At 64.8% G+C, this 20,061-nt stretch carries 22 protein-coding genes; 15 read left to right on the forward strand and 7 right to left on the reverse strand.

Annotated elements, in window-relative coordinates; all coding sequences use genetic code 11:
- Window positions 1–18 precede the first annotated feature (18 nt).
- A complete protein-coding gene (locus ACE039_RS01785) occupies window positions 19–945 on the forward strand; it encodes a LysR family transcriptional regulator (protein WP_485821525.1) in 927 nt (308 codons plus the stop codon).
- Window positions 946–954: 9 nt separating this feature from the next.
- On the opposite strand, the gene ACE039_RS01790 is transcribed toward ACE039_RS01785, so the two are convergent.
- From ACE039_RS01790 to ACE039_RS01800, 3 genes are all read right to left on the reverse strand, one after another.
- Complete coding sequence (locus ACE039_RS01790; RefSeq protein WP_485821526.1) at window positions 955–1,608, reverse strand: hypothetical protein; 654 nt, start codon at window positions 1,606–1,608, stop codon at window positions 955–957.
- Window positions 1,609–1,612: 4 nt separating this feature from the next.
- Window positions 1,613–2,467, reverse strand: a complete 855-nt coding sequence (locus tag ACE039_RS01795; protein ID WP_310027940.1) for a hypothetical protein — start codon at window positions 2,465–2,467, stop codon at window positions 1,613–1,615.
- Window positions 2,468–2,599: 132 nt separating this feature from the next.
- Window positions 2,600–3,814 (reverse strand): alpha-hydroxy acid oxidase, encoded by a 1,215-nt coding sequence (locus tag ACE039_RS01800; protein WP_199196805.1) that lies wholly within the window; start codon window positions 3,812–3,814, stop codon window positions 2,600–2,602.
- A 146-nt stretch (window positions 3,815–3,960) separates the two neighbouring features.
- Between ACE039_RS01800 and ACE039_RS01805 the strand changes: the two genes are divergently transcribed.
- From ACE039_RS01805 to ACE039_RS01815, 3 genes are all read left to right on the forward strand, one after another.
- On the forward strand, window positions 3,961–4,860 hold the full coding sequence (locus ACE039_RS01805; protein WP_105557260.1) for a LysR family transcriptional regulator: 900 nt from the start codon (window positions 3,961–3,963) through the stop codon (window positions 4,858–4,860).
- A 118-nt stretch (window positions 4,861–4,978) separates the two neighbouring features.
- Window positions 4,979–6,034, forward strand: a complete 1,056-nt coding sequence (locus ACE039_RS01810) for a hydroxyacid dehydrogenase (RefSeq protein ID WP_485821527.1) — start codon at window positions 4,979–4,981, stop codon at window positions 6,032–6,034.
- 102 nt (window positions 6,035–6,136) lie between these two features.
- Window positions 6,137–7,135 carry a tripartite tricarboxylate transporter substrate binding protein gene (locus tag ACE039_RS01815; RefSeq protein WP_485811534.1) on the forward strand — a complete coding sequence of 333 codons (999 nt, stop codon included), beginning with the start codon at window positions 6,137–6,139 and terminating at the stop codon, window positions 7,133–7,135.
- A 46-nt stretch (window positions 7,136–7,181) separates the two neighbouring features.
- Here the strand turns inward: ACE039_RS01815 and ACE039_RS01820 are convergent, their stop codons facing one another.
- Window positions 7,182–7,991 (reverse strand): DUF4189 domain-containing protein, encoded by an 810-nt coding sequence (locus ACE039_RS01820; protein WP_313464494.1) that lies wholly within the window; start codon window positions 7,989–7,991, stop codon window positions 7,182–7,184.
- 316 nt (window positions 7,992–8,307) lie between these two features.
- Here ACE039_RS01820 and ACE039_RS01825 point away from each other — a divergent pair, with 316 nt between their 5' ends.
- Window positions 8,308–8,880 (forward strand): hypothetical protein, encoded by a 573-nt coding sequence (locus tag ACE039_RS01825; RefSeq protein ID WP_485821528.1) that lies wholly within the window; start codon window positions 8,308–8,310, stop codon window positions 8,878–8,880.
- Between the two features lie 16 nt (window positions 8,881–8,896).
- Here ACE039_RS01825 and ACE039_RS01830 read toward each other — a convergent pair whose 3' ends face one another.
- The gene (locus tag ACE039_RS01830) at window positions 8,897–9,295 is read right to left on the reverse strand and encodes a RidA family protein (protein WP_485821529.1); all 399 of its coding nucleotides are present in this window, start codon (window positions 9,293–9,295) and stop codon (window positions 8,897–8,899) included.
- Window positions 9,296–9,447: 152 nt separating this feature from the next.
- On the opposite strand from ACE039_RS01830, the gene ACE039_RS01835 reads away from it, so the two are divergent.
- A complete protein-coding gene (locus ACE039_RS01835) occupies window positions 9,448–10,395 on the forward strand; it encodes a LysR family transcriptional regulator (RefSeq protein WP_485821530.1) in 948 nt (315 codons plus the stop codon).
- 35 nt (window positions 10,396–10,430) lie between these two features.
- On the opposite strand, the gene ACE039_RS01840 is transcribed toward ACE039_RS01835, so the two are convergent.
- A complete protein-coding gene (locus ACE039_RS01840; protein ID WP_448709882.1) occupies window positions 10,431–11,186 on the reverse strand; it encodes a sulfite exporter TauE/SafE family protein in 756 nt (251 codons plus the stop codon).
- Between the two features lie 172 nt (window positions 11,187–11,358).
- Between ACE039_RS01840 and ACE039_RS01845 the strand changes: the two genes are divergently transcribed.
- The 8 genes from ACE039_RS01845 to ACE039_RS01880 all read left to right on the forward strand — a co-directional run bounded on the left by ACE039_RS01845 (window position 11,359) and on the right by ACE039_RS01880 (window position 17,896).
- Window positions 11,359–11,892 carry a GNAT family N-acetyltransferase gene (locus ACE039_RS01845; protein ID WP_485821531.1) on the forward strand — a complete coding sequence of 178 codons (534 nt, stop codon included), beginning with the start codon at window positions 11,359–11,361 and terminating at the stop codon, window positions 11,890–11,892.
- Window positions 11,893–12,127: 235 nt separating this feature from the next.
- The gene (locus ACE039_RS01850; protein ID WP_485821532.1) at window positions 12,128–12,571 is read left to right on the forward strand and encodes an Hsp20/alpha crystallin family protein; all 444 of its coding nucleotides are present in this window, start codon (window positions 12,128–12,130) and stop codon (window positions 12,569–12,571) included.
- 34 nt (window positions 12,572–12,605) lie between these two features.
- The gene (locus ACE039_RS01855; protein ID WP_105557250.1) at window positions 12,606–12,992 is read left to right on the forward strand and encodes an Hsp20/alpha crystallin family protein; all 387 of its coding nucleotides are present in this window, start codon (window positions 12,606–12,608) and stop codon (window positions 12,990–12,992) included.
- A gap of 56 nt (window positions 12,993–13,048) precedes the next feature.
- Entirely contained in the window at window positions 13,049–13,318 is a 270-nt protein-coding gene (locus ACE039_RS01860) for a hypothetical protein (RefSeq protein ID WP_448712850.1), read from the forward strand.
- A 219-nt stretch (window positions 13,319–13,537) separates the two neighbouring features.
- On the forward strand, window positions 13,538–14,881 hold the full coding sequence (locus ACE039_RS01865; protein ID WP_485821533.1) for an MFS transporter: 1,344 nt from the start codon (window positions 13,538–13,540) through the stop codon (window positions 14,879–14,881).
- A 232-nt stretch (window positions 14,882–15,113) separates the two neighbouring features.
- A complete protein-coding gene (locus ACE039_RS01870) occupies window positions 15,114–16,019 on the forward strand; it encodes a hypothetical protein (RefSeq protein WP_448712846.1) in 906 nt (301 codons plus the stop codon).
- A gap of 42 nt (window positions 16,020–16,061) precedes the next feature.
- A complete protein-coding gene (locus ACE039_RS01875) occupies window positions 16,062–16,565 on the forward strand; it encodes a hypothetical protein (RefSeq protein ID WP_485821534.1) in 504 nt (167 codons plus the stop codon).
- Window positions 16,566–16,717: 152 nt separating this feature from the next.
- Window positions 16,718–17,896 (forward strand): hypothetical protein, encoded by a 1,179-nt coding sequence (locus ACE039_RS01880; protein ID WP_485821535.1) that lies wholly within the window; start codon window positions 16,718–16,720, stop codon window positions 17,894–17,896.
- Between the two features lie 37 nt (window positions 17,897–17,933).
- Here ACE039_RS01880 and ACE039_RS01885 read toward each other — a convergent pair whose 3' ends face one another.
- Complete coding sequence (locus tag ACE039_RS01885) at window positions 17,934–18,815, reverse strand: LysR family transcriptional regulator (protein ID WP_105557245.1); 882 nt, start codon at window positions 18,813–18,815, stop codon at window positions 17,934–17,936.
- Between the two features lie 245 nt (window positions 18,816–19,060).
- On the opposite strand from ACE039_RS01885, the gene ACE039_RS01890 reads away from it, so the two are divergent.
- Window positions 19,061–20,047: a Bug family tripartite tricarboxylate transporter substrate binding protein gene (locus tag ACE039_RS01890; RefSeq protein WP_485821536.1), complete on the forward strand. Its 987-nt coding sequence runs from the start codon at window positions 19,061–19,063 to the stop codon at window positions 20,045–20,047.
- Window positions 20,048–20,061 lie beyond the last annotated feature (14 nt).

Here is a 20,061-nt window from a genome sequence, read left to right on the forward strand (position 1 = left end):
ATTCGTACTATTGACCACATGAATTTATCCGCCGTAGACCTGAACCTGCTGGTCGCCTTCGAAGCGCTGTACGACACCCGCAATGTCACGCTGGCCGGTCAGCGCATTCACCGTGCCCAGCCCTCGGTCAGCAGCGCGCTGAACCGGCTGCGCCGCGTCTTCAATGATGAGCTCTTCGTGCGCACCGCCGACGGCATGCAGCCCACCGACCATGCCGTGGCGCTGATGCCCGCCATCCGTAGCGCGCTGGACCAGATCCGCCGCGCGCTGGCGCAAGGCGCCGGTTTCGACCCGGCGGCCGCCGATGGCCGTCGCTTCACGCTCGCCGCCAGCGACTATGCCGACGTCGTCCTGGTGCCGCACATCGTCGCCCGGCTGCGGCGCGAAGCGCCCGAGGCAGACCTGCGCGTGACCCGGCTGGACCGCGCCTCCATTTATGAACAACTGGACAACGGCACCGTGGATATCGCCATCGGCGGCCACCTGACGCCGCCCAAACGCATGCGCGTTGCCCGTCTGTACGAAGAATCGTTCGTCTGCATCGCCGACAAGCAGCATCCGGCCCTGCGCGGCCGCAAGCTGGACCTGGACCGCTATGTGGCCCTGCCGCATGCGCTGTTCGCGCCCAGCGATGACGGGTCGGCGCGCGGCGTGGTGGATACCGGCCTGGCGCGGCTGGGCCGCAAGCGCCGCGTCGCCTGCACCTTCGCCCATATCGTCGCGTTGCCGCACGCGGTGGCGGGCACGGACCTGATCGCCACCCTGGCGCGCCGTGCCGCCTTGCGGTTGGCGGGCCAGAACCTGAGCCTGCGTCCCTTGCCGCCCGAGGTGGACCCCGGCCCCTTTGGCATCGACATGGTATGCAGCCGGCGCGCGCCCGCCGACGCTGCCCTGGCGTGGTTGCAGGGCCTGGTCGAAAACGCGGTCAAGGACCTGACGGGCTGATCCGGCGTCCTAGTCGACGCCGGAAAAGAAGGCGCACTGCCCCGGGTACCCCGGCCGCGCATCGCAGGCCTTCAGGCAACCGGGCTTGCCGCCCGGAAAGCTGGCCGCAACCGACATCCCGAACCCATATGTCGGCGTCGTGACATCGAAGCGGCTTTCGCACACCGTTTTCGGGCTGTAGGCAAACGTCATGCCTTCGCGCCGGCCGTTGATGGCAAACGCAACCTGAAAGCTGTTCATGCTGCTCCATCCCGGCCGCGGCAGCACCACGAAGCGATAGTGCGTGGCGTCCAGGCGTTCGCCAAAAATCTTCAGCTGCGCGGCGGTCGTCCGAATGGCGGGCGACGGGTATGGCAAGGCCAGCAGCGCGCGCGGGTCGCCCAGCACGCCCAGATCGAAGCCCACGCCCTTCTGGTAGAACGGCACGTCCAGGCTGGGATAGCCGGAATATTCCAACCGTTTGGTTTCCGACCCGTACTCGTTCGTCTTCGGCTCGTAATCGGGGGCTTGCGCAAACGCGACGTCAAGCGTCAACGCCACATCGGCCGGGTCGGCGTCTTCGGCGCGAACGTGTTTCTCGTAGACATCGGCACGGCCCGCGCACCCCGCAAGCAACAACATGCAGGCAAGCGCCAAGCCGCGCGATCCTTGAAATAGGGGCATCACGTCATCGCTCCTGGCGGGGTTTGCCGGCAAGCGCGACGGGCTTCAGGCCCTGCCCGATGAACTGCCAGCCATCCTGCGTTTGCTGCCATCGAAAATTCCGGTTGACCCACTCCGCCTTCAGATTGGCGTAAAGGCGGCGCTGGTCGATACGCTTGCCTTCGTGCAGCGCCTGTTTGGCCTGTGCATAGCTCTGGTCCCATGCCGCCTTGAACGCGTTCTGTTGCATCGCCTTGGTGAACGGCACGCTGGCATACGGGCCTTTGTCGGACACGCTCAGCCGGATCTCGTTGTCCAGCAGCAATGCGCCATGGCGGTTGTCCGGCGACACCGACACCAGGAGCGGAATGGAATGCACATATTCCTTGGGCAATGCGTGCTCGAACCACAGCACCTGCCCCGTGGACGTGACCAACGCGCGCGACCCCGCCGTGAACAGCAGCAGGTCCTGTCGCCCCGGCTGCGCCAGCCCCATGTCGGGGTCGCGGATATCGACGGTCGGGCTCAACACGCGCGCAAGCGGCGTGTCGTTCTGCACGGCGATCAGTATCGTGCCCACCCCCATGAAGTCGTTGGACACCGCCAACAGCATCGGCTGGCCGCCTTGCATCGGGCCCAGTGCCTTGACATAAATGAACTCGTACGCGTTCAGCGGCCGGTAGACCTTGCCGCGATACTTGATTTGCCGCAGGTTGGATTCGGGATAGCCTTCCAGCTCGAAGGCGCCGCCAAGCGGCTCGGTGGTCTTCAGGTAAGTCGGCGCGGGCGCCGCTGCCTGCGCATGCGCGGCCGCTGGCATCAACAAGGCCCATCCCAGCACGACGCCGGCGCACGCCCAGGCGCCGCGGCGATGCGTCAACACAGTTCTACGTAGATAAGGCAAGGCATCCTTGGCGGACAGCGCCGCATGAACGAGGTGCCCGCATTCTAGGCCAGGCCGGCGGGCGACGCAGGCGGCTACGCGCCAGGCAGCCGCATCACGTAATCCGCATTACGTAATCCGCATCACGCAATCCGCATCCAGCGCCTTGAGATCCACCACGCCCAGCAACCCCATATTGCGACGGACCTCTTCCACGATCAGGCCAATGGCATGCGCCACGCCGCGCTGCCCCGCCACCGTCGCCGCATAGTTGAAGGGCCGCCCCACGAAGACGCAGCGCGCGCCCAGCGCCATTGCCTTCAAGACGTCCGACCCGCGCCGCACGCCGCTATCCAGCATCACATCCATGCCGCCCGCGGCGTCCACGATCGCCGGCAACGCCTGCAGCGGCGACAGGCTGCCGTCCAACTGCCGCCCCCCATGATTCGACACGATCACGCCGTCCATGCCCTGCGCACGCGCCGTCCGCGCATCGTCGGGATGCAGGATGCCCTTGATCACCATCCGCCCCGCCCAGCGGCGCCGGATGGCCGCCACGTGCCGCCAATTCAGATGGCCCCGGTCCGAGAAGTCGCGAAGCACATTGGCGGATAGGATCGGCGCGCCGCGCGTGGCATAGTTGTTCTCGAAATGCGGCATGCCGTGGCGCCATAGCGTGCGCAAGAATGTGCCAAACAACCAGCGCGGGTGCGTCAACCCCTGCCATGCCAGGCCGGCGCTGGGACGCAGCGGCGTCGAAAATCCCGCCCGCACATTGTTTTCGCGATTGGCGGCAACCGGCGTGTCAACCGTCAGCACCAGCGTCGTCACCCCGGCCGCGGCCACGCGGTCAATCAACGCGGCGATCTGCGCGTCGTCGCCGGGCAGGTAGGCCTGGAACCAGGTGCCGGGCGCCGCCTGCATCACTTCCTCCAGCCGGATCAGCGACGATCCGCTCATGATGCAGGGCACGTCCGCATCGGCGGCGGCGCGGGCCAGCACAATATCGCCGCGATAGCTGGACAGGGCCGAAATGCCCATGGGTGCCACGCCCACCGGCGCGGCGTACTCGCGGCCCAAGACCGTGGCGCGCGTGCTGCGCCGGGACACGTCCACCAGCACTTTCGGCCGAAAACCGTACTGGGAAAACGCGTGCCGGTTGCCGCGTTCGGATTGGCCGTCTTCCACGGCCCCGGACACATAGGCATAGATCGGCTTGGGCAAGCGCTTCTTCGCGGCCGCCTCGAAATCGTGCAGGCTCAGCAGGTGGCGCAAGGGGTCGGGCATGGCATGGGCTCCGTGCGGGGGTCGGCCGGCCATGGCTGGGGCCGCCGCGTTGGTCATGGGATGGCGGATGACTATAGGCGGGGCGCCACTTTGAATAAAGTGACTTTATCGATATTGGTTATTACACTTTTATTCGCCCTGGCTATCGGCCGCCGCCGTCTTTGCGGCCTTTTGCCCACCCGGACATCCACCCGACACCCGCCATGACGCTAAAGCAACTTGAAGCCTTCTACTGGGCCGCCACCTGCAAGAACTTCGCCATCGCCGCCAACCGGTTGAATATCTCGGTGTCGTCGCTGTCCAAGCGCATCGGGGAATTGGAAACCTCCATCGGCGCGGACCTGTTCAGCCGCAGCGCACGCAGCGCCACGCTGACCGCGCTGGGCGAGCAACTGGTGCCGCACGCCAAAGACCTGCTGCGCAACGCCGATCAGTTCATGCAGCAGGCCAGCAACAACCTTACGTACTCCGGGCGCTGCCGGTTTGGCGCGGGCGAACTCACGTCAATCACCTGGATGCCGCGCCTGATCGAGGAAATCCAGCGCGCGCATCCGAATCTGCTGGTGGAGCCCTACGTGGGAGTCGGCGAACTGGTGGAGCGCGGGCTGGAAGACGGCGACCTGGATTTCGCCGTGATCGCCGGCCCGTCGTCGCGCGCGTCCATCGCGTCGCACCTGATCGGCAGCGCGGACTTTGAATGGGTGGCGTCATCCCGCGCCGTGCCCGATCCCGCCGCCGTCACGCCCGCCGACCTGCCCGGGCTGACCCTGATCACGCAGCCGCAAAGCTCGGGCGTGATCCGCATGCTGGACGACTGGTTGACCGAACAAGGCGTGTCCCCGGGCCGCACCCAATGCTGCAACAGCTGGGGCGCCATCGCCGGCATGCTGCGCCAGGGCCTGGGGCTGGGTTTCCTGCCCACCGCCTGGGCGCGCATCCTGATCCAGCGCGGCGACCTGCACCGCTTGCCCGGCATGGCGCCGTTGCGCCCCCTGCCCTATACCTTCCAATGGCGCCGGGACGACACGCGACCCATGCTGGAAAGCCTGCGCACGTTGGCGCAAGACACGCTGGACTTCGACGCGCCGGCCGGCATGGTCTGACGGCGCCATCGTTTACTAAATTTCGCCTTTGGCTTAGAAAATTATTCGCTTTATCTCCGGTTTGGGCGCGCGTAGAGTCGCCTCGACACCCTACGCCCCTAGACGGAGACAACGCACAATGCCGGATATCGGTTCCCCCCCGCAAGACTTCCCCAAACGCCTGTGCCGGCTGGACCTGTGGCTGAACCCGGTGTTCGACCAGCTTATTGGTGCCGCGCCCGGCATCGGCTTGTCGGTGCTGCCGGCGCGCGGCGACGATGCGCGCACGCTGGCCGGCCTGAAGACGGCCCACGCCTATCACGTGTCCGCCGCAAAAGACGAACTGCCGCCTCAATGGTTCGTGAACGCCGCGCTGATCGCCCAGTGCCCCGATCTGGTTTGCGTGTCGTCCGGCGGCGCGGGGTACGACACGGTGGACGTGCCGGCCTGCACGGCGGCCGGCATCGCCGTGGTGAACCAGGCGGGCGGCAACGCCGCATCCGTCGCCGAACACACCTACGCGCTGCTGCTGGCCGTGCAGCGCCGCGTGGTCGAATCCCACCAGCGCCTGCGCCACGACACCGGCTTTTCCCGTGAAGACCTGATGGGTCACGAGATCCACGGCACGGTGATCGGCCTGGTGGGGATCGGGCAGATCGGGTCGCGGGTCGCGCGCATCGCGCAAGGCTTCGGCATGCGGGTAATCGCGCACGATCCGCTGCTGGATGCCGACACCATCCGCCAGCGCGGCGCCGAACCCGTGTCGCTTGCCGACCTGCTGGCGCAATCCGATGTCGTATCGCTGCATTGTCCGCTGGACGCGTCCACGCGCGGCCTGATCGATGCGCGCGCGTTCGCCGCCATGAAGCCGGACGCCGTATTCCTCTCGACCGCGCGCGGCGGCATCCATGACGAAGCAGCGCTGTACGACGCCTTGCGCGGCGGCCATCTGCGCGGCGCGGGCCTGGACGTCTGGCAGCAAGAGCCGCCCCCGCGCGACGCGCCGCTGCTGGGCTTGCCCAACGTGGTCGCTACGTTCCATACCGCCGGCGTCACCCACGAGGCCCGTCGCAATGTCGCGCAGTCGTCCGCCACGCAACTGATCGCGATGCTGCGCGGCGAACGCCCCCCGCAACTGGTCAACCCCGAAGTCTGGCCGATCGCGGCCGCACGCATCGCCGCACTGAAGCCGTAGCCCCACTGAAATCGTGCAGTCCCCGCCGCGCCTTCCCCGCGTTGCGGCCCCTGATAAAACAGCGCGGCATCAAGCCGCCGACCCATCCCTTGAGGAGACAACATGCAACAACCCAACAAGCGCCGCACGCTGCGCGTCCTGGCGGCGTCCGCCGCCCTCCTGTCGGGCGCCGCGATCTTTGGCGGCACGGCCCTCGCCGCCGGCTACCCGGAACGCCCCATCAACCTGATCGTGTCCTATGGACCCGGCGGCGGCACGGACCTGGTGGCGCGCATGATGGCGCCGTTTCTGCAGAAGTACCTGGGCAACGATGCCCGCATCGTGGTGTTGAACCGCCCCGGCGCCGGCGGCGCCATTGGTTTCACGGAGTTGGCCCGGGCGCAGCCTGACGGCTACACCATCGGCTTCATCAACACGCCCAACATGCTGACCATCCCCATCGAGCGCAAGTCCAATTTCACATGGCAAAGCTACGACTTGCTGGGCAACCTGATCGACGATCCGGGCGCCTTCACCGTGCGCAGCGACAACGAGATGAAGACGCTGGCCGACCTGTCGGCCTATGCCAAGAAGAATCCGGGCAAAGTCACGGTGGGCACGACCGGCACGGGGTCGGACGACCATCTGGCCATGCTGCGTTTCGAGCGCGCCTCGGGCGTGAAGCTCAGCCACATCCCGTACAAGGGTGCCGGCGAAGTGCGCGGCGCCTTGGCGGGCGGAGAAATCACCATCGGCGCAATCAATGTCGGCGAGGCGCTGCAATATCAGAAAGGCGGTACCCCGCTGCGTTTCCTTGGCCAGATGGGCAAGGCGCGCTCGGCGGCGCTGCCGGATGTGCCCACCTTCAAGGAACAGGGGTACGACGTTGAACTGGCATCCCTGCGGGGCCTTGCCGCGCCCAAGGGCTTGCCGGCGGAAGTGCGGGGCAAGCTGGTGGACGCCGTGAAGCGCACGCTGGACGATCCAGAGTTCCAGACCAAGGCCCGGGACATGTTCGCGCCGCTGCGCTACCTGCCCCCGGCAGACTACGCCCGTGAACTTGCCGCGGGCGAAGCAGAATTCCAGACGTTGTGGAAGCAAGCGCCCTGGCTGGACAAATAAGCGCGGGCCGCAGGCCGGCGCAGAGGCCGGCTTGCCCCGCAAACCCTTATTGCAACTTGGCGTCCTGGCCCTTGTAGCCGTCCATATAGGCACGGCCCGAGCACCGCACCATCGCCACGCAGGCAGGCGCGCCGGTCTTGGCCGTGCAGGTCTCGCGGGACGCTTCGCGCGCCGAAACGGAGTCGGGGTTCAACGCGGTAAAGCGCGTGCCCCGGCCTTCGCTGCCCTTGATCCAGGCGATGCCCACGCAGGTGTCCTTATAGGTCAGGAGCTTGCGGCAGTCCTTGCAGTCTTCCCACTTCAGCAACGTATTGATTGCCTCGTCCTCGGAGGGATACCCATCCGAATAGACCGCGCCGCCATCAGCGTTTTCCGCCACGGCGCCCCAGTAGGCGCGGCTGTCCAGCTTGGCGGATAGCGCCTCTATGTCAGCGGGTTTGGCCCGCTTGGCGGCCGCCAAGTCTTCGGCGCTATAGCCCGGGCCCGCGCACACCGGCAGGGAAGTCAACCGGCAGTTGCCGTCCGGGCTGCCCGCCGTGCAACGGCGCATGGCCTTCTTGGCCGCCATTTCGGGCGCCACGCTATTGCCCGGGAACAGATCCTGGCGCGAATTGCGCGCATAAACCATGCAGCTGTCCCAGAAGGTGGTCAGCGTCTTGCACCCTTTTCCCCCCGCGCGCTTGCACTCCGCGATGGCCGCCATTTCGGCCCACTGCTTGTTTTTTTCCGGCGCCACCGAGTAGACCTTGGTGTGGTCGCCGTCTGTCGCCATACCGCCATAGGCGTTTTGCGCCTGCGCCGAGGCAGAGGCCAGGCCCGCCACCAAAGCAAGAGCAGCGAATGCAGCGCGGATCAAAGGAAAAAATCGAGCAGGCATCATCGTCGGTGTAAGGGGTCGAGTGGAGAGCGGGGACGATCTTAGCAAGAAGCCCGTGGGGTCCGTCCCCCTGGGAATCTCCCCAGCCGGCATATTACGTAACAAATTTCACACAGATCAAGGGCGATACTGGCCCCGATTTCCGGTAAAAATGTCGAACTTTTCGTAAGCGCGCCATCTGCGTCCGTCCCCTGCACTCCCGGGCGTCCGCCGCAGACGGGCCAGAAGCCTGTCACGAAAAGAAACAAAACGCGTTGAGCCACCTTGACCTGCCACGGAGCATCGACAGCACGCCATGAAGTCGTCCCAGCCCTCTCCAACCCGCCGCACGCCGCTCTGGCTGCCGGCCAGCCTGATTGCCGCTGCGGCCGCCCTCTCAGGATGCGCGCCGATGCCCACCGGCGGCAGTTCCTCGCTTCCTTCGCTAGGCAACGTGTTCAAGTCGGGCCTGTCGTTCTCGCCCAGCGTGAACGTGGCCAAGAACATGGAAGGCCGCTCGATCAATGACGCCATCGCCGCATTGGGCGAGCCGTCGAAGACGCGCGTCGTGGGCAACGAAGTGGAGCTGGAGTGGTCCGACTATCAGACCGCCCCCTACACGGAATGGGTCACCACCGGCTCCAGCCAGCAGGTGGTCGGCATGATTCCCGCCACCAACACCAGCGCCGCCACGCCCGTTTTCCAGACCAACACCACTGGCCACTACCAGGACCGTTCGCGGGTCTACGAATGCACCGTGCTGATGCGGATGCAGAACAGCGTCATCGTCAGTTCCAGCGTCGACGGCAACGTATGCCCCGAATTCATCGCATCGCTGCGCAAATGGGCGGGCGAAAACGAGGCGAACAACTACGTGGTGAAGAAGTAAACGCGGCGGGTCAGCGCTACGCCGGGTCCGGCAATTTCGCGATCACCTTGATCTCGAAGTCGAACCCGTACAGCCACGTCACGCCCACCGCGGTCAAGGCCGGATACGGTGCCTCGCCCCAGTATTCCGGCACCACTTGCCAGAGCGTTTCAAACTTGGACTGCGGGTCGACCATGAAGACCGTCACGTCGACCACATCGTCGAACGTGCAGCCTGCCGCCTTCAAGACGGCGTTCAGGTTTTCAAACGCCCGCCTCGCCTGCGTTTGAAGCTCGGGTTCCGGCGAGCCGTCTTCGCGGCTGCCAACCTGCCCCGAGACAAACAGGAAGCCATTGGACCGGATTGCCGGCGAATAGCGGTTACGTTCATAAAGCGCCTGGCGGCCAGGCGGAAAAACGACGTCGCGGGTTGCCATCGGTCATCTCCATCAATGGGCCGGAAGCGGCCCGTGGTTAACGATGGGTTCACTGTAGAGATCCGCCGGGTGCCGATAAACGGGCAATACTGTCCATCACTGTTTGTAGAATCCAAACAGTCCGCAACCCCGCGCCACCTCCTGGAGCCGCTATGGACCGATTCGATGCGATGCAGGCATTCGCCCGCGTGGTGGAAGCCGGCAGCTTCACCAAGGCGGCGCAAACGCTGCACATGAGCAAGACCAGCGTCACGCAATTGGTGCAGCAGCTGGAAGCCCGCCTGCGCGTCAAACTGCTGAACCGCACGACGCGTCGCGTCGCCGTCACCGCGGACGGCGCCGCGTATTACGAACGCGTCGTCAAATTGCTGGCCGACATGGATGATGCCGAAACGGGCCTGTCCGCCGCGTCGGCCGCGCCGCGGGGCCGCTTGCGCGTGGACGTGCCCAGTCCGCTGGCGCGCATGATCCTGATCCCCGCCTTGCCCGCGTTCCACGCGCGCTATCCCGACATCCAACTGGACATGGGCGTCAGCGACCGCATCGTGGATATCCTTGGCGAGAACGTGGATTGCGTGGTGCGCGGCGGCGAGATCACCGACCAGTCGCTGATGGCGCGCCGCGTTGCCGATCTGCGGCTGGGCGTCTACGCCGCCCCCGCCTATCTCGAGCGCGCCGGTCTGCCGGCGCACCCGCAAGAACTGGAAAACACGCACCACCGGATCGTCGGCTATCTATGGTCGCGTCTGGGCCGCGCCTTTCCCTATGCCATGCACCGCGGTGACGAAAGCGTGAACGTGCACGGCCGCTATGTGCTGGCGGTGGATGACGGTAACGCCTACCTGGCAGCCGGGCTGGCCGGATTGGGCGTACTGTGGCTGCCGCATTACATGGCCGAGCCCTACCTGACGCGCAGCGCGCTGGTGCCGCTGTTCGAGGACTGGCGCCTGGACCCGATGCCGCTGACCATCGCGTTTCCACCGAACCGGCACGTCAGCGCGAAACTGCGGCTGTTCATCGATTGGGTGACGGAACTGATGGGGCCTTATGCGCCCCCCCCGACCGACGCCGTGGCGGCGCAAGCGCCCGCAGCGCGATAACGCCGTCTGCCGGCACCGCCGTCATGGCGGGCCTGCTAAGCCAGGCGTTCCAGCAAGGGGGGCACGCCGGACGCCAGCAACGCCACGCCGGACGCCGTAAGCAAGCCCAGAACAACCTGCCGGAAACGCGCCTCGCTGATGCCGATGTAGAGCTTTGCGCCCAGCAGCGTCGGCACCAGCATCGCTGGGGCCACGATGGCGAACATCGGCAGCATGTCCCGCGTCACGATCCCCGTGGCCATGTAGGTACCCATCGTCACCGCCAGCATGGACAGGTTGAAGTTCTGGATGACGGCACGCTGTTTGTCTTTGTCGAAACCGCGCAACGTGCACCACAGCGTGGGCAGAGTACCGGAAAACCCGCCGATGCCGCCCAGCACCCCGCCAGCGAACCCCACCGTGCCATCGGCAAACCTTCCGCCTGCCGAGATCCTGGGCAGGTTCCTGGCCGCCAGCATGATCGGGCACCACACGATCAGCAAGGCGCCCAACAACGCCTTGAACCAATCCATGTCCAGATGGGGCAGCACCGCCACGCCCAGTGGAATACCGGCCAGGCCGCCCAACACGAAAGGCAGCAGCAGTTTCAGATTGAATCCGCGCCGGACCGTAACGGCCGCCAAGACCTGACCCACCAACGCGCCGAACACGGCAAGCGTGGCCGCCAGGCGCGGCTCCAGCGCCCACGCCCAGAACGACATGGCCACCAGCCCGAAGGCAAACCCCGACAAGCCCTGGACGAAACCGGCGACCACCGCGCCCAGCGCCACTACCAGATACACCGATTCCATCGTCGTCCTCTTCTGTGCCCTGTGTCTCTTATGTTCTACTTTCTGGCCTCGCGCTTATTCCTGGCGGGCGGTATGAATTGTGGTTCACAGCCATAACAGAAAAATTCTATTTTTTGATGGACGAATAATGGATTGCTTATGAAGCGTCCAAGACCAAGACCCAAGGCCACCGATGGACACCCCCGCGATCGCACTGCCCGGCACCCTGCAAGCCACGCTACGGCCGCTTCGACCCCACGATGCCGTTGCCTGGTCGGCGTATCTGAACAAGCCGGGCGTCGTTGAACATACCAGCTGGGGCGATATCAGCCCGTCCGCGCTTGCGGTGCTGATCGAGAGTTATGCCGGCCACCGCGATGCGCTGCGCTGGGCCATCGTGGACGCAGGCGACGGGCTGTTGGGCACCGTCGGCTTGAACGAGATTTCCCCCGCGAATGGGCGCGCCGAATTGGCTTATGACCTTGACCCGCTGCATACCGGCCGTGGCCTGGCAACCCAGGCCGCCCGCGCCGTCACCGAGTGGGCGCAAGCGGCCTTGAAGCTCCAACGCGTCCAGGCTACCGTCCTGGACAGCAACGCGGCGTCCATCGCCGTTCTGGAACGCATGGGAATGCAACGCGAGGGCTTGCTGCGGCAGTACAGGAAAGTACGCGGGCAGTCGCGCGACTATTGGATGTACGCACGCTGTTTCTCGATGCCGGAATGATGGCCCGCCAATGACGACCAAATCTGGACGTTAAGCCCCTGATCGCGGGGGGGGGGCCGCCATCTTTTTGAAAATCTATAGCGTCCCGGACAGCCATTTTAAAAATCAAAGCATGCCGGCCTTGAATCAGCGCGGTTGGCTCCTATATCGGCATTGAAGCGATCGAGTGTGCGGGTCGCTCTTGCGATGACGTAGCTCGGTCTCGATCCTTCCAGACAATTCTTTGGAGGTAATTATGGCCAACTACCCTTTCAGCGATAGCGGAGTCGAGTCTCTCTTTGACGCGGTCCAGGAGCAGATGGACCGGATCTTTCGTAGCGCGGGCCTGCCGGCCACATTGCGGACGGTGCCACGCGGGCGCTTCCCTGCCGTCAACATTGGGGTTTCCGACGACGCCGCCGTCGTCGTCGGCTTCGTTCCCGGCATCGATCCCGACACCTTGAAAGTGTCCATGGAGAAGGGGCTGCTCACCATCAGCGGCACGCGCAACATGCCGCCCTTGCCCGAAAACGGCCGCTACTACGCGCGGGAACGTGCCGAAGGCGACTTCACCCGCGTTATCGAGTTGCCCGGGGACGTCGATCCCGACAACGTCGAGGCGAAATACATCGACGGCTGCCTTTTGATATCCATCAAGAAAAAAGAATCGTCGAAACCGCGTCTTATCGCAATCCAGTGATGCAAGCGTCAAGCACGACTCAGGAGAAACGATCATGAATGAGCGTAACGAACTCGTTGTAGAACCGGGCGGCCGTTCAAAAGAGCAACGCCCCGCCAACCTGCCGGCGGTCGACATTTTTGAAGACGCGACCGGTGTCACCGTGGTGGCCGACCTGCCCGGCGTCACGAAAGACACGTTGAACATTAAAGTGGAATCGGAGGTGCTGGTCATCGAAGGACAGGCGTCGGTGCCGGTTCCCGCCGATGTTCGGCTGATCCACTGCGAACTGCGCGAACCACTGTTTCGCCGCTCGTTCAGGTTGGGGCCGGAGTTCGACAAGGACGCCATCAGCGCCAGCCTGAAGCACGGTGTGCTAACCCTGCAAGTTCCGCGCATCCGCGAGGCGCAGCCGCGTCAGATTCCGGTGACGGTGATGTGACCGTACAGCCCGTGCCGCAGTGGCGTAGCGCCGCTGCGGCGTGTCGGAGCCCATCCATGAACGATCTCGTCCTTACCGAACACAAAGGCTTTCGCCTAGGGGTCCGTGCCGTGCCGTTGCGCTGCCTGGAGCAATTCGGCACGCTGCCCGAGGGTTTCCTGCCGCTGGTTCAGGTCACATATTCAACGCTGGTGCTCCTGGATTGGTGCATTCCCTGCCCCCTGACCCCTCGCGACACGCCCGCCAGCGCGATTTCCGAGGGCACGGCCTATTTGAAGCTGTTCATCGACTCGGGCAAGATCAATCAATACCTGCCCAGGTCGTAAGGCCGCCCTGGCAACGAAACAGCAGCGGGCCATTCCTCCCCGGAACAGCCCGCCCGATGAACGGCGCTACAATCCCCGCCGGTTTTCGCCCTTGGGCGCCCCTTCCCTCAGAAAAAACCACGGCGGGCCCGCGACGGCGCCGGTTGTGATTTCCCCTGACTTTTCATAGCAGTAATCCGGCCAGGCCGGATGGTTTCCGCTTTCGCGATCGAGGATGTCATGTCTCGGCAGTTGTTGGCCTTAGTCCTGGGGCCGCTTCTTGGCTTGTTCGTTGTCTGCATCGGCAACGCGTTCATTTCTTCCCTTACCACCTTGCGCCTGGATGCCGCCGGCGAGTCCGCCACCGTCATCGGCCTGATTTCGTCGTCGTATTTCATCGGCCTGACGCTGGGCGCCATCTTCAATGACCGGCTGATCGTGCGCATTGGCCATATCCGCGCCTATAGCAGTTTCGCCTCGCTGATCGCGGTCACGGTGTTGCTGCAAGGACTGGTCTTCGGCGCCGAGGCATGGTTCGTCCTGCGGCTCATCAACGGATGGGCAAGCGTCGGGGTGTTTCTGGTGGTGGAAAGCTGGCTGCTGCTGGCGGGCGACCCGAAGATGCGCGGACGCTTGCTGGCGTTCTATATGATTTCCCTGTACGGCTCCGGCATGCTGGGCCAGATTCAGCTGGGCGCCCTGACGCAATTGGGCGACATGGCGCCTTTCATGGTGGCCGGGCTGCTGGCCTCGCTGTCAGTGATGCCGATGGTCATCATTCCGCGCATTTCCCCGCTGGTCGAGCGCGTCGAGCCATTGATGCCGCACCACCTGATCCGCATGACGCCCACCGGCGTCATGGGCTGCTTCGGTTCGGGAGTCGCTATCGCGGCGGTCTATACCCTGCTGCCGCTTTACCTGCAGCGGATCGGGCTGGATGTGGCCGAAGTGGGCAAGATGATGGGCGCGGTGATCCTGGGCGCCATGGTGCTGCAGTATCCCGTTGGCCGCTGGTCGGATCTGCGCGACCGTCAGGTCGTGCTTATCGCGTTGGCCGTTTTCTGTACGGTGCTCAGCCTCTTGATCCTGCTGCTGCCCACCGGATCGCCGCTGCTGATCGTTCTGCTGTTCCTGCTGGGTGGCGGCGTGTTCGCCATCTATCCGGTCGCGGTGAGCCACGCCGCGGACCGGGCGCCCGCCGATGCCCTGGTGCGCATGATCCAAGGCCTGCTGCTGATCAATTCGCTGGGGTCGGCGTTGAGTCCGCTGGCGATCTCGCAAGTGATGGCCAAGTACGGCGCGGCCGGGCTGTTCTGGTGTTTTGCGGTGCTGAACCTCAGCTTGATGGCCTTCTTCATGTGGCGCCGCGGCGAACGTCCCGCGCCGTCGCCCGTCGCGCCGTTTGCCGCGGCCGCGCAGATGTCGCCCGTCGGCGTGGAGCTGCGGGTGACCGAAGACCTGGTCCAAGGCGCGTTGGACCACGAAATGACCGAAGATCTGACCAATGTCGTGCCCGGCACGGACGCGGCCGAACCGGTGCTGTCGGCCGCACAGGAGACGCCGCCCGCTTCCAGCGGTGGGTAAAGCGCCCATGGCGGAACCCCGAGTCGAACCGGGCATATGTAACAGACCAGCAATACCTGCAATATCGTGAAGCCTGGACGATAAATAGGGCCCGTATACTCGCTCCGCATCCCAAATCCGCCGGGCCGTTATGGCGTTTGCATGGCAGCCCGCGCCGGAAGATCGACCGTTCTATACCTACATCAACAATCAAAACGCTTTTATAGATATTCGACAGGACGTTTCCTAACTCATGAGAACCCTTATGAAGGTCAGCCCGAGTTTGCGCCGCTGGTGCGCCCGCAGCGCCATGGCAGGCCTGATTGCCGCGACTTTTGCTGCCTACGGCCACCCGGCGCCCGCGCTCGCCGCCACGGACAGCGCACCTGCAATCCAAAGGTCCGCTGCCGCCGCCGTGAAGCCCCCGGATGCCGCCACGGTGATGTATTTCATCTATCAGATCGACGGCAAAGGCGAGACGTCGTATGAAGTGGCAAACGGCAGCATCGCCACGTATTGGTTCGGCCATGCCTTCGAATCCGAAGGCCAGCACTACTACACCGGCTTTGTCTGGAAAACCGCGCAACGGTACGGCAAACCGGGCGAAGACCAGGTCGGGCCCGGAACGCAGGTCAATATCGCCGAATCCACATTCGTGCTGAACGACCCGGCGTCCGAACGCCCCTGGAAATTCCTGGGCATGGAACCCGCCATCGGCGAATTCGGCGCATACGAAAGAGCCCCGGAGGTCGACACCCGCCGCAAGCCGGTCGAATACCGCACGCCCGCTGGCAAGCTGTTGCTGGCCGTGCCCGATACAAGCTTCGACAACGGCATCAACAGCGACGGCTATACCCTGCTGGTGTTCGATCCCCAACAGCTCAAGCCCGACTCGGACAACAACGTCTGGACCTACGTCGGCAGCATCCTGACCGGCGAAGACAATAGCGCCGCGTGCTCGGACGGCGAAGTCATGCCGTGCACCAGCAGCGCCGGCGAACTGGTGTTCACGGCGGCCACAGGCAACGACATGCCGCGCGTGACGGTCAAGCCCAGCGGCACCACGATCTCGGGACCGAACAAGACCCGCCAGCTTGGCGCCGCCGACGTCACGCATTACACGTTCGACGCCAAGACCAAGCGGTACGTCAGCCAGTAACGTTGCGCCGCTACGCAAGTAGCGGCATTCAATTCTTGCGCCATGAACCTGCTCCTGCTCGTCCTTATCGCGCTGCTCGCCGCGGCAAGCGTCGTCTATCGGTGCATGCGCCGGCAGCCTGACGACACCGGCCGGTCGATCACGCGCAAGGTCGCGGGCGGCGCGTTGGCCTACGGGTTGATCGGCCCGGCGATCGGCTTGCCGGTCGTGATGGGCACGATGACGCTTCCGGCCAGCCTGTACAGTTTCGACGGATTACGCGCCGCGTATCTATTCGGCGCGGCGCCCGCCGTGCTGTGCGGCGTGACGGCCGGCGCGCTCAAGCTTGCGCACGCTTCCTGGCCCCGCATGGCGTGGGTATGCGCCGCCGGTACCGCATACGGATTTCTGTTCATGCTGGCCGTGTTCGGAACGGCGCGAATGGCGTATGTGATCGACGCCTTCAAAGTGGGCGCGCTGCCCAGCCTGGTCGCGGCCGTGGTCTGCACGCTGCTGTTCCACGGCGTGCCCGGGCGGCCGTTTGCAACGCCTTCGCAACAACCATGAAAGCCGCTTGAAATCGCGCTGAAATACGGCTGAAAAATTACCTGAAAACGCTGGGAAACCCGCTAAATCATGCGGTTTCGCGACGGCTGCTTAAAGCTGATATTAAGCCTGCATGACTACAATTTCCGGATCGTATTCCCGGTTCGTCTGTCATGCCGTTCACTCAGTTTTCACCGATGCATCCGGACCGGGGCGGCATTCGTATTGCACCGCCCGAAACGCGCCATACGGCCTGCCCGCTGCATGCCATCCAGGACTATCTTTCCGCGTTGGGCCTACGCGATGTGGCGAACAGTTCCGGTGTGGCCGGCGCGGCGCCAGGTGCGCAGGCATGGCTTAAGACCGCCTTCGCGGCCGCCTGCATGCCGGGCCACGACACCACCGGCGTCGCCCGCGCATTGAACCTGCGCACGGATGCCTACGACATCGATCTGGACCGCGAGATCGTGCTGGCGATGCTGGCCAGCCCGGTCGCGTTCACGTTTCCCAGCATCGCGGAACTGGAATCGGCGGTGCGCATCCGCCGCTATATCGTCCAGGCTGCGCGCAAGACCGCGCTGGCGTTCGACACCGAACACGCCGAGCGGCCGTCGGACTATTGGACTTACGACGAGGCACGGGGCTTTACCGTGCGGCCAGGGCGATCGCTGATCGAAGGTTTGCGCAAAGCCACTCAACCCGAGGCGTCGGGCCAGTTGTATGCGTTCTCGTGCTATCGGGCGACCGAGTATGTGACGGTCCTTGGCATCGCGCAGGAGCTGCAACACGCCAACCCGGAGCTGGGCCGCCGCCTGCAACGCCAATGGGAAACGCGCGCGGTGATGTCCGGCCGCTTCCACGAAGCCTTCCTGCACGAATACGGTTCCCTTGCCGCCCCCCTGCCGCATCATTTCTATGTGCCGGGCGATCGGCTGTGGTTCCGCAACCCGGACGCGGCCTCGTCCGACGTCGAAGGGTACGAGGGCTCCTGGGTGTTCTATCTGGGCAGCGGCCAGTTCAACAACTTCTGGGAACGCGGCGCCCCGTTCACGCTGACGACGAAGTGCGTGGAGATCTTCCATTGGCGCCACGGCCTTCGAGTAAACGCCGCCGGTCAATCCTTCATCGACGAACAGATCGTCAAGGCGCGCGTGCGCCAGACCTTGGCCAGCCCCAAGGCCACCGCCGACGTGCTGGCGCGCATGTCGCGGATTCGCGACCCACAAGGCATTTACGACCAGGGCGGCTGCATCGACGCCACGCGTGAGCGGGTACGCTGGGTGTGCCCCGGACATACGGACATCGTGCTGCCCGACGTGCCCGAGCAGCCGCGGTGGTCCATCGCGGCCTGACCGCCCTGCCAATGCAACCTTGGGTGCACGCGCGGCGTCACTCGGCAAGCCCTGCCGCCAACGCCAACGCCCGCGCCAGGAACGGCGACTGATCGTCCTTGCGGTAGCTCGCGATCACCGGCGACACGAACGCATCGGCCTCGATTCGCACATGGGCAACATCCTGCCGTTGCAAGCGCTGCACCGAGGCCGGCACCACCGACACGCCCAGCCCCGCCGCCACCAGGCCGATCGCGGTCTGCAGCTCGTTGGCTTCCTGCACGATCTGCGGCGCATGGCCCGCCGCGCGGAATAGCCCCAGCACATGGTCCGCGAAGTTGGGCCGCGGCCTGGCGGGATACAGCACGAAAGGCTCTTGCGCCAGGCGCTCTACCGACACGCCGCTCATCGCCGCCAGCGGATGCCGCAACGGCACAGCGGCCATCAGCGGTTCGGTCATCAGCACCCGGCGTTCGATCGCGGGATCATCCAGCAGGATCCGGCCGATTCCCAGGTCAATGCGCCCCGCCTTCAGGGCTTCGAGTTGCGGCAGCGTTGTCATTTCCGTCAGACCGACTTCCACCTGCGGGTCCGCGGTGCGCAATTGGCGGATCAGTTCCGGCACGAATCCATACAGGGTCGACGGCACGAATCCGATGCCAAACCAACGCCGCTGCGTCTGCCCAAGACGACGCGTGCCTTCCAGCACTTCGTCCAGGCGCGCGGTCAGCAGCCGTGATTGCTCAAGCAGGAAGCGTCCGGCTTCGGTCAGCCGCAGGGCCCGGGTGGTGCGTTCAAACAATTGCACGCCCAGCGCTTCCTCGAATTGGCGGATCTGCCGGCTCAAGGGGGGTTGCGCCATGTGCAGTCGGGCGGCGGCGCGAGTAAAGCTGCCCTCTTCCGCCACGGCCTGGAAATATCGCAGCTGTCTGAATTGCATGGTTATTTAGACGATATGGGTATAGATAAGAACCCATATAGTCTTGGACCAGAATGGAAAGCGCAAGCCATACTGAACGAATCTAGACACTTTCGGCAAGAAAAGTATGAATCTGGCAAGCGTCTTTCCATGGGTCGGCCTGCTGACAGGCACGTAGGCTCGCCCATCGCATTACGCGACACGACACCGGCCGCGCCCGCCTTGAAGGGCGCACCCACAATAATTCAAGCACCACGGAGACAACCATGCGCATGCGCCATGTACTCAAACCCTTTGTCCGCGCCGTCCTGGCGTTCTCGATGCTGAGCGGCGCGTCCGCCGCGCTGGCGGACAGCTATCCCGACCATCCGGTCAAATGGGTCGTGCCCTTCCCGCCCGGCGGCGCGATGGACAGCATCGCCCGCACGCTGGGCGAATCCATGGGCAGGCAGTTGAACACGTCGTTCATCGTCGAGAACCGCGCCGGCGCGGGCGGCAACATCGGCGCGGCCACGGTTGCGCGGTCCAAGCCCGACGGCTACACGATCCTGATCGTCGCCAACGGCATGGCCGTCAATCCCGCGTTGTACGCCGATCTGAACTACGACCCCATCAAGGACTTCGCGCCGATTTCGCTCTTGGCCGTGGTGCCCAATGTGCTGGTCACCAACCCCGCCCGCACCGGCGCCACCAGCGTGCAGGACGTGATCGGCAAGGCGAAGGCCCAGCCCAACCATTACACCTATGCCTCGGCCGGCGTGGGCACGTCGATCCATTTGGCGGGCGAACTCTTCGTCTCGATGACCGGCGTCGAGATGCTGCATGTGCCGTATAAGGGCAGCGGCCCAGCCGTGGCCGATCTGCTGGGCGGCCAGGTCGACTACATGTTCGACAGCATCACGTCCGCCAAGCCGCACATCGCCACCGGCAAATTGCGCGCGCTGGCGGTCACCACCGCCAAGCGCTCCGCCGCCCTGCCCGACGTGCCGACCCTGCAGGAAGCCGGCGTGCCTGGCTACGAGCTGATGCCCTGGTTCGCGGCCTTCGCCCCCGCCGGCACCCCGCCGGAAGTGGTCGCCAGGCTGAACGAAGCCATGCGCACCGCGCTGGCCGAGCCGAAAGTGAAGGCCACCCTGGATTCGATCGGCGCCGAATCGATCGGAAGCAGCCCGGACGCGTTGCGCGACCATCTGGCCAAAGAAACCGAACAGTGGAAGGCCCTGGTCAAGGCACGCAACATCAAGATCAACTGATGCGTCGGGGGGGG

Source organism: Achromobacter maghribensis (assembly GCF_057334215.1).

Bases quoted from the DNA above. Each gene is read 5' to 3' on its own strand.
- ACE039_RS01785 (WP_485821525.1), top strand. From the start codon at position 19: ATGAATTTATCCGCCGTAGACCTGAACCTGCTGGTCGCCTTCGAAGCG.
- ACE039_RS01790 (WP_485821526.1), bottom strand. From the start codon at position 1,608: ATGCCCCTATTTCAAGGATCGCGCGGCTTGGCGCTTGCCTGCATGTTG.
- ACE039_RS01800 (WP_199196805.1), bottom strand. From the start codon at position 3,814: ATGACCAACGCGGCGGCCCCAGCCATGGCCGGCCGACCCCCGCACGGA.
- ACE039_RS01805 (WP_105557260.1), top strand. From the start codon at position 3,961: ATGACGCTAAAGCAACTTGAAGCCTTCTACTGGGCCGCCACCTGCAAG.
- ACE039_RS01810 (WP_485821527.1), top strand. From the start codon at position 4,979: ATGCCGGATATCGGTTCCCCCCCGCAAGACTTCCCCAAACGCCTGTGC.
- ACE039_RS01815 (WP_485811534.1), top strand. From the start codon at position 6,137: ATGCAACAACCCAACAAGCGCCGCACGCTGCGCGTCCTGGCGGCGTCC.
- ACE039_RS01825 (WP_485821528.1), top strand. From the start codon at position 8,308: ATGAAGTCGTCCCAGCCCTCTCCAACCCGCCGCACGCCGCTCTGGCTG.
- ACE039_RS01830 (WP_485821529.1), bottom strand. From the start codon at position 9,295: ATGGCAACCCGCGACGTCGTTTTTCCGCCTGGCCGCCAGGCGCTTTAT.
- ACE039_RS01835 (WP_485821530.1), top strand. From the start codon at position 9,448: ATGGACCGATTCGATGCGATGCAGGCATTCGCCCGCGTGGTGGAAGCC.
- ACE039_RS01840 (WP_448709882.1), bottom strand. From the start codon at position 11,186: ATGGAATCGGTGTATCTGGTAGTGGCGCTGGGCGCGGTGGTCGCCGGT.
- ACE039_RS01845 (WP_485821531.1), top strand. From the start codon at position 11,359: ATGGACACCCCCGCGATCGCACTGCCCGGCACCCTGCAAGCCACGCTA.
- ACE039_RS01850 (WP_485821532.1), top strand. From the start codon at position 12,128: ATGGCCAACTACCCTTTCAGCGATAGCGGAGTCGAGTCTCTCTTTGAC.
- ACE039_RS01855 (WP_105557250.1), top strand. From the start codon at position 12,606: ATGAATGAGCGTAACGAACTCGTTGTAGAACCGGGCGGCCGTTCAAAA.
- ACE039_RS01860 (WP_448712850.1), top strand. From the start codon at position 13,049: ATGAACGATCTCGTCCTTACCGAACACAAAGGCTTTCGCCTAGGGGTC.
- ACE039_RS01865 (WP_485821533.1), top strand. From the start codon at position 13,538: ATGTCTCGGCAGTTGTTGGCCTTAGTCCTGGGGCCGCTTCTTGGCTTG.
- ACE039_RS01870 (WP_448712846.1), top strand. From the start codon at position 15,114: ATGAGAACCCTTATGAAGGTCAGCCCGAGTTTGCGCCGCTGGTGCGCC.
- ACE039_RS01875 (WP_485821534.1), top strand. From the start codon at position 16,062: ATGAACCTGCTCCTGCTCGTCCTTATCGCGCTGCTCGCCGCGGCAAGC.
- ACE039_RS01880 (WP_485821535.1), top strand. From the start codon at position 16,718: ATGCCGTTCACTCAGTTTTCACCGATGCATCCGGACCGGGGCGGCATT.
- ACE039_RS01885 (WP_105557245.1), bottom strand. From the start codon at position 18,815: ATGCAATTCAGACAGCTGCGATATTTCCAGGCCGTGGCGGAAGAGGGC.
- ACE039_RS01890 (WP_485821536.1), top strand. From the start codon at position 19,061: ATGCGCATGCGCCATGTACTCAAACCCTTTGTCCGCGCCGTCCTGGCG.